Source organism: Chryseobacterium culicis (genome assembly GCF_900108365.1).
GTDB lineage: Bacteria > Bacteroidota > Bacteroidia > Flavobacteriales > Weeksellaceae > Chryseobacterium > Chryseobacterium culicis.
The window spans coordinates 221,187-233,822 of sequence record NZ_FNWQ01000001.1 but is presented as its reverse complement, the minus strand read 5'-3'; the positions used below and the strand labels follow the sequence as shown (position 1 = coordinate 233,822).

Genomic DNA, 12,636 nt, shown 5'->3' with positions numbered 1-12,636 from the left:
TGTAATTATTCAGCAGCTGGCGTTTCGTCAGTGCTTTCTGCAGCAGGAGCTTCCGGAGCTTCAGCAGCAGGAGTTTCTTCTACCGCAGGAGCAGCTTCTTCAGCTTGAGCTTCTACAGCTTCAGATTTGTTTTGAAGAGCAGAAACAACTCTTTGAATTGGAGACTGAAGTAATCCGATGATTTCACCGATCATTTCTTCTCTAGACTTGATGCTTACTAAAGTATCAAGGTTATTGTCACCAACATAGAATGTTTCTTGTACGAAAGCAGACTTCAAAGCAGGCTTCTCGTCTTTCTTTCTAAAATCTTTGATTAATTTTGCAGGAGCGTTAGCTGTCTCAGCAATCATTAAAGCAGAGTTTCCTTTGAATGTTTCGAACATTTCAGAGAAATCTACTCCTTCAATCTGCTCCATTGCTTTTTGTAAAAGGGTATTTTTTACCACTTTCACTTTGATATTTTGCTTGAAAGCCTGTCTTCTGAAATCTGAAGATTTAGCAGCGTTCAAACCATCTAGATCTGCTACGTATACTACTTTTGCATCCTGAAGCAAGTCTTTGATCTCTTGTATTGCTACAACTTTTTGGTCTTTTGTCATTGTCTTAGGATTAAATATTAGTTAACAGATTTAGTATCAATTGCAATACCCGGGCTCATTGTAGAAGACAAATAGATGCTCTTCACATAAGTTCCTTTAGCAGCAGTTGGTTTCATTTTGATCAATGTCTGGATAAGCTCCTGAGCATTTTCTTTGATCTTAGCAGCATCGAAAGATACTTTACCAATACCAGCATGGATGATACCATACTTATCTACTTTGAAATCAATTTTACCTGCTTTTACTTCAGTTACTGCTTTACCAATTTCCATGGTTACAGTTCCTGATTTAGGGTTTGGCATTAAACCTCTTGGACCTAATACTCTACCTAACGGACCTAATTTACCCATTACAGCTGGCATCGTAACGATAACGTCAACGTCTGTCCAACCTTCTTTGATTTTTTGTAAATATTCGTCAAGACCTACATAGTCAGCACCAGCAGCTTTAGCTTCTGCTTCTTTATCTGGTGTTACAAGAGCTAATACTTTAACATCTTTACCAGTACCGTGAGGAAGAGATACAACACCTCTTACCATCTGGTTTGCTTTTCTAGGGTCTACACCTAATCTTACAGCGATATCTACAGAAGCATCAAACTTTGTAGTGTTCACTTCTTTTACAAGAGCTGAACCTTCTTCAAGGTTATAGATTCTTCCTTTTTCTACTTTGCTTAAAGCTTCCTTTTGCTTTTTAGTTAATTTTGCCATTTCTTTAAGTTTTAAGCGTTAGTTGGTTTAGTTCCTGTTACTCTTAATCCCATAGATCTAGCAGTACCTGCAACCATAGAAAGAGCAGAGTCTAATGTAAAACAGTTAAGATCCGCCATTTTATCTTCAGCGATTTTCTTTACTTGTTCCCAAGTTACAGAACCTACTTTGTTTCTGTTTGGTTCACCAGAACCTCCCTTGATCTTAGCTGCATCCATTAACTGGATTGCTGCAGGTGGAGTTTTAATAATGAATTCAAAAGATTTGTCTTCATATACTGTAATTACTACAGGTAAAACTTGCCCTGGCTTATCTTGGGTTCTTCCGTTAAATTGCTTACAAAACTCCATGATGTTCACACCTGCAGAACCCAATGCTGGACCTACTGGTGGAGAAGGGTTAGCTGCGCCACCTTTCACCTGAAGCTTTACCATTTTAAAGACTTTCTTAGCCATTGTTTGTTTTTTAAATTTGAATAATTAATGAGTTTGGAAGCATTTATTATTCAGTAGGTTATGCACTCACATAACAATAAACCTACTTTTTGGACTGCAAAAGTATAAAATATTTTTGAAATAGCAAATGGAAATTGCTGATTTTTAAAAAGTTTAAAGAAAATAAATCATAAGATGTTTCCCATTTATTTTCAGATCCTCCGGAGAAAAAAGAAAAACGGCTATTTAATGTAAATAACCGTTTCTTTATTTAAAATGAAAAATTAATTAAAAACCGGATGGTTTATTGATCGTCTGGGTAGAACCGTCTGTTCCTCCGAGATCCGCATTAATATCGCTGATATTCTGTTTTTCAATCAGCCTTCTGTAAGCCATTAAATACAGATCAACGGTAAAGTTGTTGTACGTTCTTGACGGGGTAGCTGAAGTGGCCGCAATAATTCTGCTGTCTGTAAATCTGGCTCTGATATGCCAGGTTCCGTTGCTTTTGAATGCTACCACATCCGGTGATCCCTGTTTGTTGTCATTCACCCCATTGTCTCCGTAATCAAGCATTACGTTGGTAGTTCCATCATTAAGTTTGAAAGAGTAGTTGTGAAGGATCACCAGAAAATTGTTTGCATCAATTTTGGTATCATAATCTGTAATTCCTGCTCCGGATACTCCGGTAAGGGTGAGTTTTAGATAATTAAATAATCCACTGCTTTCCAGAGATGGATCATACAGCTGCAAACCATTCTGAGAAGTGGCTAAAAAGCTTCCACCCGTCATGGTAGGTTCTCCCGGATTCCTCAGATATAATGTATTGGTGTAAGTCTTTCCGTTAACATCAAGTGTTTCTGCAGGGGTGGCTGTGTTTATTCCTACTTTTCCTTTTTGGGCATTCAAAAATATCCCAAGACACATTATTATAGTGATATAAATTCTCTTTTTCATAGTCTTTTATTGAAGCCCTAGAGGCGTATTGGTTGATAGTCCGGAATATCCCGGTGAAGCTGATGCTGAAACAGAACCATTGAAAGTTCCCCAGTCTTTAACTAATGACTTTTCAAATACATTCAAAGTAAATGTCCAGGTTCCGTTTTGAGAAGAAACTGTTCCAGCCCCTTTAAAAGCTAAATTAATAGCATGATAGTTTTTACCTGCATTGGTTACCTGCGTAATTTCAGTCGCATAAGAACCATATGATTTGGGACTGGTTGTGGTATTTGCCGCTGAGACCGCTCCCGTAAAAACAGCACCTGTAATGGCCACTACATATTTATTTACATCTAATCCTGTATTGAGGTTCACAACTTCATCCTGTCTTACATTGGTCAGTACAACATTATACATATTTACAGGAGCTACATTACGGAGTGATATGTCCAGCAGCTTAACCTTACCTACTGGTGAAGTATCTTTAGAACGGGTAAGCAGAAGATAGTTTCCGTTTGCCTTTGTGTTCTCTGTATCTATTAAATAAGACTCTACCAATGTTTCTCCTTCAACATCGAGAGTTCCTTTAGGTGTTTTAGTATTAATTCCTACTTGTGCATACGTACTTACAACAGCAAAACCTGTAAAAAGTACCGCAATTATTTTTTTCATAGTTGTATTTTATTGAATTAACGGAGCTGTAGCAGCACCGGTAGTTGAAGCATTGAGATTCTGCGTAGGGTTAAATTCTTTAGCGTATGATCTGTCGAAGACCAATAAATTTAGCGTCCACACGCCTGTAGGGAAAGAGTTATCCGGAGCAAACCCCTGATAATCTGCTTTAAGTTTCCAGGTTCCTCCTGAGGAGTACGCAAAGATCTGAGGCACAGGTGTCAACCAATCCGCAGAGAAAGTCCTTGTAGGCTGTGTAAATCCAAATGATGATATCACCACCAGAAATTTATTGGAATTGATCTTTGTATCAAACTGATTGACCCAATCTTTATCGGATGGATCACATGTAATTTTAAACTGAATCAGGTTTATCGGAGCCGGTGAATTGGGTACAAAGGAATCGTTGTACGCAGTAATTTTATTTTCGGGTGCCGGAGATTTAATAATGAAAGTGTAATTCTCGTCCGCTTTCAGTTTTTCCATCGGCTGTTTGAAAACAATTCCTGATGTCTTCATGGTACCATTCACGGTAAGTTCTTTTTCAGGCGCAGTAGTATTGATACCAACCTGAGCACTTGCGAGCATAGAGGTGCCCACCAAAATGATCATCGAAATAATTTTTGTCATTGGGTTGTGTTATTTAAAGCTTGTGTTTTGGATACTCGTTCCGATTTTATATTCTTTATTTCTTTTAAATATAAGCACTCCATACACCTGTAAACAGTGTATGAAATAAAAAATATAAAATTATTTGGATTAGTTAACAGAGTGTTGCAAGAAGTATGCCATCCATGGGTGAATTAATGGCAGTACAAAAACATTGATACAGAAAACTCTATCTATTCTCCAGATGGTGATCATTTAATTAAAGGAAAGTCTTTTCTGGCAGCAGAACGGTGAATTTGCTCGGTCAAACACTAAAAGAACTTAGAAAAATAATATTCTTTTACTTTCTGTAAGGAAAGACCTCTTCCATCATATTGAATATGGATAAAGAAAAAGATAAAAAATATAATATTAATAAAAAGGAAACTTTTCAAGAACCTATTCTGGTTAAATGAAATTCCGGAACCTACTTTATCCGGCAATATAGAAATTACAATAATTAACAGAAGCATCGAATAGATATGATCCCATCTGTACCAGTCAATCCCTAAGATATACAAGGGTGATACCCAAAGGAGACTTACTGCAACAAATTTGATCAGTGCATTAAATTTGTTTCTATAAAATGTAAATACATAATATAAAAACATTGAAACTTCAAGAACGAGTTCCAAAATGAAGAAAAGATAGGAAACAACCTCATGCTTTATAAGTTCAATTCCATCCGAAAATTTATACAGAAAAATATTATTATCGCTAAAAACCACCCCTCTTTGCCTTATAATATCCAAACTCTTACCGCCATTGATTTCATTTCCGAAAAAAAACAGAATACCCATGATGATGGTAGAAAAAGCGAAAAAGAGCAGCCAAAGGGAGTATTTCTTTTCTCCTGTTTTAATAAAATGTATGGCAATAAAAAAAGGAAGGAAAAAATAAAACATTTCATGGATAAACAGACTTAAACAAAATAAGATCAAAAAAATTCTTTCCTTAAGGACAGTCATTTTACCTAAAGCAAAAAATGCGGCAAGCGCGAAAAGAATCATTTCTCTTTTGCCGGAATAAGATAAATTAACGGGAAAGTACATAAAGCAAAGCGGGGAACATAACAGCAGTAAAATGTTCCAATCTATTGTCTTTGTTAATAACAGCCTGAAATACGCACAAAAAATAAGCGCATAACAAACAATCTGCACGATATATACCTGAAAAGGTAAAGGTATACCGAAGGTATCCTGTATAGCAAAAAATAGAGTTCCACTTATTCCCCGACGTTTAAACCCTCCGTCTTCATAGTTGACCAGCCAGTCAGACAACGTCCACTCATGAATAGATAATGCAGCCTTTCCGTATAATTTAAAAATGACATAAAGAAAAATCATAATTAAAAAGGAAGAATATAACAAAAAGCTGCTATTTTTTTTCGAAGATAATATCATAGTCCTATCTTATTTCCTGAATAAAAAAAGACCGCTTATCAGCAGTCTTTTTATATTTTTATACGTAATTATTATACTTTTTCTACTTGCATGTAGCTTAGTTCCATTGGAGTTTTTCTACCGAAGATCAATACAGAAACCTCAATTTTCTTTTTGTCTTCAAGAATCTTCTCAACTGTACCGTTGAATCCGTTGAAAGGTCCATCAATTACCTTAACGTTTTCACCTACTACATAAGGAATCTCAACATCGCTTGCAAATTCTGAAAGTTCATCCATTCTTCCAAGCATTCTGTTAACCTCAGATTTTCTCATTGGAACAGGATCTCCTCCTTTTGTTAAGCTTAAGAAAGAAATAACACCAGGAATATTCTTGATAACGTGAGGAATCTCTCCCATCAGGTCAGCTTCAATCATCAAGTAGCCAGGGTAGTAAGGTCTTTCTTTAGGAACTTTTTTTCCGTTTCTAATTTGGATTACCTTTTCCATAGGAATAACCACTTGAGTAACGTACTGCTCAAACCCTAGACGTTTGATTTCTGTCTCAATATAGTTTTTCACTTTATTTTCCTGTCCGCTGATTGCTTTCAGCACATACCATTTCAATTCGCTCATTATGGGAAAATACTTAATTATTAATTGAACAAGTTGATTAGCATTCCAATTATGTTGCTGATTGCTTTCGAAAACAATTCATCAACTCCAAAGGTAAATAATGCCAGAATCACTGTCGCAATAGTCACTACGATTGTAGAAGACTGAAGGTCAGCCCACTTTGGCCATTCAACCTTATGTCTGAATTCGTTATAAGAACCTTTTAAAAAATCGACAAATGAACTCATAATTTATATTTGCACGGGCACAAGGATTCGAACCCTGATCAACGGTTTTGGAGACCGGTATCCTACCATTGGACGATGCCCGTAGTTAAAAAAAGCCCCGTAAAGAGAGTTCCTTACGGAAGCTTTTTATATTTTTAAGATGATTAGTCTAGGATTTCAGTTACCTGACCTGAACCAACTGTTCTACCACCTTCTCTGATCGCAAATCTAAGACCTACGTTAAGAGCGATTGGCTGTAACAATTCTACAGTGATCTCTAAGTTATCACCAGGCATTACCATTTCTACACCTTCTGGTAAGAAGATCTCACCTGTAACGTCAGTAGTTCTTACGTAGAACTGAGGACGGTACTTGTTGTGGAATGGAGTGTGACGTCCACCTTCTTCTTTAGAAAGGATATAAACAGAAGCTTTGAATTTTTTGTGTGGCTTCACTGAATCTTTCTTAGCGATAACCATACCTCTCTTGATGTCAGTTTTTTCAATACCTCTCAACAATAGACCTACGTTATCTCCAGCTTCACCTCTATCTAGGATTTTTCTGAACATCTCAACTCCTGTAATAGTAGAAGTTAATTTTTCGTCACCCATACCTACGATATCAACTGGATCTCCAGTGTTGATAACACCAGCTTCGATTCTACCAGTTGCTACAGTACCTCTACCTGTAATAGAGAATACGTCTTCGATTGGCATCAAGAATGGCTTATCAGTATCTCTTGGTGGTTGCTCGATCCAATTATCAACAGCATCCATTAATTCTTCTACGCTTTTGAACCACTTATCTTCTGTGTTAGCAGGAGATGCAGTAGCAGCAGTAAGAGCACCTAGAGCAGAACCTTGAATTACTGGAGAGTTATCTCCGTCAAATTCGTAAGTAGACAATAAGTCTCTAAGTTCCATTTCAACAAGCTCTAACAACTCAGGATCGTCTACCATGTCAACTTTGTTCATGAAAACAACGATTCTAGGTACGTTTACCTGACGGCAAAGTAGGATATGTTCTCTAGTCTGAGGCATAGGACCATCAGTTGCAGCACATACTACGATAGCTCCATCCATCTGAGCAGCACCAGTTACCATGTTCTTAACATAGTCGGCGTGACCTGGACAGTCAACGTGAGCATAGTGTCTTTTTTCAGTTTCGTATTCGATGTGAGCAGTATTGATAGTAATACCTCTTTCTTTTTCTTCTGGAGCAGAGTCAATTGCAGAGAAGTCTTTTTTCTCAGCAAGACCTTTGCTAGCTAATACAGCAGAAATAGCAGCTGTAAGAGTAGTTTTACCATGGTCAACGTGACCAATAGTACCAATGTTCAAGTGTGGTTTGTTACGATTAAACGTTTCCTTTGCCATGATTTAAAATTATTTATTTATTGTTTTTCAAATTTTCGGTGTGCAAATATAATGAATTTTTAAATACCAAAAACTTTTTATTAAAAAAACTTTCAATATTCTCATCCAGTGAAGGACAAACCTTATATTTAACGTATTGAGACTGCAAATTTACACATTTTTCCGAATAGAAAAAATCCTTAGAAACGTTTTATTAAAAATATAAACTATGTGACTAGTTATGAATACAATATATTGACAAAAAAAGTTAATTATCTCTGTCTTAAAATCCAATACTTATTTTTTCTCGTACATATCAAAACAACAACTAAAATTAATATTATGAGAAAACTATTACACATGTATTTAGCCCTGTTTGCTTTTATGGCATTATTTTCCTGCGATAATTCAGACGAAAACAATATGCCTGAAAATACAAATCCAAAGGGCCCGGATCTTATGGTATACGGACTGACAGCAATGAATGAGCTGGTTTATTTTAATTCCAGCAACCCTAAAACTTTCACCTCAAAAACAGCTGTAACAGGCGTTGCCTCCGGAGAGAAGCTGCTAAGCATAGATTTCAGACCGGCCACAGGAGAATTGTATGCATTATCCAATGCCAGCAAATTATATATCATCAACACGTCTAATGCTTCGGCAAGAGTAGTAAGCTCTACAGCGTTTACACCGATGATCTCCGGCACAATAGCTTCAATTGATTTCAACCCTACTGTTGACAGGATTCGTCTGGTGAGTAATACCGGGCAAAATCTGCGTTTACATCCTGAAACCGGAGCTGCAGCTGCTACGGATATTAACATTAACGGAACAGGAAATCCTTCTGTAACAGGATTAGCCTACACCAACAGCAAAGCGGGTGCGGCGTCTACTGTTTTATATGATATTGATCCGGCTTTGGGAAAATTATACAAACAGGATCCTCCCAACAATGGAACTTTAGTAGAAGTAGGAAGTCTCGGTACAACTTTTACAGGGCAGTCTGCGTTTGATATCAAGTATGATAACAGTACTGCTTTATTAGCTTTCAATGATAAATTACATGTTCTGGATCTGAATAATGGAAAAGCGACCTCTATAGGAACTCTTCAGCAGGCAGTCATTGATATTGCTATTCCTACAGAACCGGTGGCTTATGCTGTTGATAATGCAAATAATCTTCAAATTTTCAATCCAAACAGTCCTATGCCTGTTTCGAAAACCATAGCGGGACTGCAAGGTGGTGAAAATATTTTAGGGATAGATTTCCGTCCTGCCAACGGGCAATTGTATGCTTTGGGAAGCTCAAGCAGAATATATACTATTAATTTAGGAACCGGAACCGCAACGGCGGTTGGTAATGCTCCTTTTTCAACTTTACTTTCCGGAACAGATTTTGGGTTTGACTTTAATCCAACTGTAGACAGGATAAGAGTGGTGAGCAATACAGGGCAAAACCTTCGACTCAATCCTAATGACGGAACAATAGCCGCTACTGATCTTACATTAAATCCGGGAAGTCCTATGATAAGCGCTGCTGCATATACCAATAACTTTGCGGGAGCTACCTCTACTACTCTTTTTGTGATTGATCATAATACAGATAAACTATACCAGCAAAACCCACCGAACAACGGAACTTTAGTGGAAACAGGTTCTTTAGGAATCAACATTACCAGTGCCAATGGATTTGATATTGGAAGTATGAGCCAAAAAGCCTATTTAATGGCCTCTGTAGGTTCCTCTACCAAAATTTACTCTATTAATACAGCAACAGGAGCTGCTACATCAGTTTCCGATTACCCGAATACCGTAAAAGCTTTTGCAGTAGGATTAGGATTTTAAACTCATCATATTTTTATTTCAATAATCGAGAAGCGCGGAAAACAAAGTTTTCCGCGCTTCTTACTAATATAAATGAAAGATAATCTAAATTTGGCTGAGCTTTTTCGTTCTGTTGAAAATCCAGAAAATAATTGGGAAAATAAGCAGCGTAAGCACTGTAGCCGTAATTAATCCTCCAATAATCACGATTGCCAGAGGTTTTTGGGATTCTGATCCGATTCCTGTAGACAGTGCAGCCGGCATTAATCCTATGGAAGCCATCAATGCTGTCATAATTACAGGTCTTGTTCTGGACTTTACTCCATTTAGGATGGCTGTGTCCAGATCCATTCCATCTTTAACATTCTGATGAAATTCTGTGATAAGAATCACTCCATTCTGGATACAGATTCCCAGAAGGGCAATCATTCCTACTCCGGCTGAAATTCCAAAATTGATTCCGGTAACATGTAAAGCGATAATTCCTCCGATCAGGGCGAATGGTACATTGGCTAATACGAGAAGAGAATCTTTCATATTCCCGAACAGAATAAATAAAAGAAAGAAAATCATCAGAATACTCACGGGTACTACCTGTGCCAACCTGTGCGAAGCACGCTGCTGGTTTTCAAACTGCCCTGTCCACCCTACAGAATAGCCGTCCGGAAGTTCAATGGTTTCCACTTTTTTCTGGGCATCAGCAATTGTACTTCCCAAATCTCTGTCACGAATGGAAAATTTAACACCAATATACCGCTTGATATTGTCTCTGTAAATGAATGCGGCTCCGTTATCTTTAACAATGGTACTGATTTCCTTTAAAGGAATTTTCGCTCCGTCCTGTGTAGGCACCATCAAAGCGGCTATATCATTTTCATTGGTTCTGTATTCCTGGGAATAACGAAGACGGATGGGGAATTTTCTTTCGCCGTCAAACATTTCCGATGCGGTTTTCCCCCCAAAAGCCATTTCTAAAACAGCTTGTGCATCTGCAGGCATCACGCCGTAAGCGGCCATTTTATCTCTGTCCAGCACCACGCTTACCTCCGGCTGTCCTATATTTTTAATAATTCCGGGATCTTTTACGCCTTGTACGTCTTTAATTTTCAATAAGACTTCATGAGCCAGTTTATCCAGGGTTTCCAGATTATCGCCGTAGATTTTGATTCCATTCTCAGCTTTAAAACCTGCTACGGCTTCTGCAACGTTATCGGAAATCGGCTGGGAATAGTTAAAGGTAATTCCCTGATAGCTTCTGAGTTTTTTATCTATTTCATTAATCAGTTCATCGTAAGTAATTTTACGTTTCCAATCTTCTCTGGGCTTAAGGTTGACGGCAAACTGTACGAATCCGAACCCGTTGGGGTCTGTTCCGTCATTACTTCTTCCCGTCTGTGCAAGAACATCTGTCACTTCGGAGAAACTCATAATATCTTTCTTTAAAAGATCCGCTGTTTTCAGAGACTCTTTTAAGGAAGAACTCATCGGCATTTCGGCAGTAATCCATAACGAACCTTCATTCAGCTGAGGAAGGAATTCCGTTCCAAGGAATTTACCGGAAAATAAAGTGACAGCCAAAAAGGAAATTGCCACAATCATACTCATTTTTTTGTGCTTAAATGTTAAATTAAAGCCTTTCAAAACGATTCTGTCCCAAAAATTAACAAACGGATTATTTTTTTCTTTTACATTTTTATTCAAAAGGATATGAGAAAGAACAGGAACCAGTGTTAATGTAAATATCAATGCTCCCATTAATGCAAAGCCCAGTGTAAATGCCAGCGGAGAAAACATTTTCCCTTCTACCTTCTGGAATGAGAAAATAGGAATCAGGGAAGTAATAATGATTAATTTCGAAAAGAAGATGGCTTTTCCCAGTCCGGTTCCGGTTTGCTTGATCCATCCCCCCTTGGCGAGTTTATTAAACTTCTCGGTCCCATACTTATGCGCTTTATGGTCCAGCATTACAAAAAGACCTTCCACCATGACGACGGCTCCGTCAATGATAATTCCAAAGTCTACGGCTCCTAATGAAAGCAGGTTGGCACTCATTCCGGCTAATTTTAAACATAAAAATGCAAAGAGTAGCGATAGAGGGATGATGATAGAAACAATCAGGGTAGTTCTCCAGTCGGCCATGAAGATCAAAACAATTACCGTTACCAGTACAATACCTTCAATAAGATTATGCATTACGGTATGAGTAGTGAAATCCATGAGATTGTCCCGGTCATAGAAAGTGACCATTTTTACATCTTTCGGAAGTATTTTTTCATTAAGCTCTTTAATTTTGGCTTTTACTCCTACCAGAACTTCTCTTGGGTTTTCTCCTTTCCGCATCACAACAATTCCTTCTACCGTATCGTCATGATGATTAAGCGCGGCCTGCCCTACCCTGGGCATGGAGCTTTCATGAACTTCCGCTACATTTTTTACCAAAACAGGATTTCCGCTGTCATTCTGAATGGTAATATTTCCGATATCGGCTACTGATTTTACGAGACCAATTCCCCGTACTACATATGCCTGTCCGTTTTTCTCAATAACATCACCTCCTACATTCAGGTTACTTTTGGTGACAGCATCATATACCTGAAGCGGCGTGAGGTTATATTTATCCAAAGCTCTCGGATCAATACTTAATTCGAAAACTTTATCCTGTCCTCCGAAAACGTTGATATCTGCTACTCCGGGAACCCCTCTTAAAGCACGGTCTATCACCCAGTTTTGCAGGGTAAGCAGTGCCCGGGAGTCTTTTGTTTTACTTTCCAGGGTATACCTGAAAATTTCACCGGTTGGCCCGTAGGGCGGCTGTACTTCGGGATCTACCTCATCAGGAAGGCTAATGGTTCTTAACTGGTTATTGACCTGATTTCTGGCAAAAGTATCGTCCACCCCATCGTCAAACAGAATTTTAACAATAGAAAGCCCGAACATAGTCGTGCTTCTGACACTTGTTTTCTTCTGAACCGGGCTCATCGCCAATTCAATAGGAGTAGTGACAAAACGTTCTACTTCTTCTGCACTACGCCCATTCCACTGGGTAATGATTACAATCTGGGTATTGGTGACATCCGGAAAAGCTTCAATAGGCATATTTTTGAAACTTATAAAACCGGAGATGGCTAAAATCGCTACCCAGATAAAGGTAAATGCTTTATTTTTTAGTGAAAAAGCGATTATATTTTTTATGAATTTATTCATGATAGATAAATTGATGACCTAAAAAAGC

12 protein-coding genes and 1 tRNA gene are annotated in these 12,636 nt (G+C 38.0%); 1 reads left to right on the top strand and 12 read right to left on the bottom strand.

The window, feature by feature from the left end:
• Positions 1-5 precede the first annotated feature (5 nt).
• The 11 genes from rplJ to tuf all read right to left on the bottom strand — a co-directional run bounded on the left by rplJ (position 6) and on the right by tuf (position 7,601).
• Positions 6-599, bottom strand: a complete 594-nt coding sequence (rplJ, locus tag BLW74_RS01080) for a 50S ribosomal protein L10 (protein ID WP_089689626.1) — start codon at positions 597-599, stop codon at positions 6-8.
• A gap of 17 nt (positions 600-616) precedes the next feature.
• Positions 617-1,309, bottom strand: a complete 693-nt coding sequence (gene rplA / locus BLW74_RS01075; protein WP_002976422.1) for a 50S ribosomal protein L1 — start codon at positions 1,307-1,309, stop codon at positions 617-619.
• A gap of 11 nt (positions 1,310-1,320) precedes the next feature.
• Entirely contained in the window at positions 1,321-1,764 is a 444-nt protein-coding gene (gene rplK, locus BLW74_RS01070) for a 50S ribosomal protein L11 (protein WP_089689625.1), read from the bottom strand.
• Between the two features lie 267 nt (positions 1,765-2,031).
• On the bottom strand, positions 2,032-2,700 hold the full coding sequence (locus BLW74_RS01065) for a hypothetical protein (RefSeq protein WP_089689624.1): 669 nt from the start codon (positions 2,698-2,700) through the stop codon (positions 2,032-2,034).
• Positions 2,701-2,706: 6 nt separating this feature from the next.
• The gene (locus BLW74_RS01060) at positions 2,707-3,354 is read right to left on the bottom strand and encodes a hypothetical protein (RefSeq protein ID WP_089689623.1); all 648 of its coding nucleotides are present in this window, start codon (positions 3,352-3,354) and stop codon (positions 2,707-2,709) included.
• A 9-nt stretch (positions 3,355-3,363) separates the two neighbouring features.
• Positions 3,364-3,984 (bottom strand): hypothetical protein, encoded by a 621-nt coding sequence (locus BLW74_RS01055; protein WP_089689622.1) that lies wholly within the window; start codon positions 3,982-3,984, stop codon positions 3,364-3,366.
• Between the two features lie 290 nt (positions 3,985-4,274).
• The gene (locus BLW74_RS01050; protein WP_089689621.1) at positions 4,275-5,348 is read right to left on the bottom strand and encodes a hypothetical protein; all 1,074 of its coding nucleotides are present in this window, start codon (positions 5,346-5,348) and stop codon (positions 4,275-4,277) included.
• A 128-nt stretch (positions 5,349-5,476) separates the two neighbouring features.
• Positions 5,477-6,019 carry a transcription termination/antitermination protein NusG gene (nusG, locus tag BLW74_RS01045; RefSeq protein ID WP_002976412.1) on the bottom strand — a complete coding sequence of 181 codons (543 nt, stop codon included), beginning with the start codon at positions 6,017-6,019 and terminating at the stop codon, positions 5,477-5,479.
• Positions 6,020-6,039: 20 nt separating this feature from the next.
• Positions 6,040-6,246: a preprotein translocase subunit SecE gene (secE, locus tag BLW74_RS01040; protein ID WP_002976410.1), complete on the bottom strand. Its 207-nt coding sequence runs from the start codon at positions 6,244-6,246 to the stop codon at positions 6,040-6,042.
• A gap of 12 nt (positions 6,247-6,258) precedes the next feature.
• A tRNA-Trp gene (locus BLW74_RS01035) sits at positions 6,259-6,329 on the bottom strand.
• Between the two features lie 60 nt (positions 6,330-6,389).
• The gene (tuf, locus tag BLW74_RS01030) at positions 6,390-7,601 is read right to left on the bottom strand and encodes an elongation factor Tu (RefSeq protein ID WP_089689620.1); all 1,212 of its coding nucleotides are present in this window, start codon (positions 7,599-7,601) and stop codon (positions 6,390-6,392) included.
• 321 nt (positions 7,602-7,922) lie between these two features.
• Between tuf and BLW74_RS01025 the strand changes: the two genes are divergently transcribed.
• Complete coding sequence (locus BLW74_RS01025) at positions 7,923-9,425, top strand: DUF4394 domain-containing protein (protein WP_089689619.1); 1,503 nt, start codon at positions 7,923-7,925, stop codon at positions 9,423-9,425.
• An 84-nt stretch (positions 9,426-9,509) separates the two neighbouring features.
• Here BLW74_RS01025 and BLW74_RS01020 read toward each other — a convergent pair whose 3' ends face one another.
• Complete coding sequence (locus tag BLW74_RS01020; RefSeq protein ID WP_089689618.1) at positions 9,510-12,608, bottom strand: efflux RND transporter permease subunit; 3,099 nt, start codon at positions 12,606-12,608, stop codon at positions 9,510-9,512.
• Between the last annotated feature and the right edge of the window lie 28 nt (positions 12,609-12,636).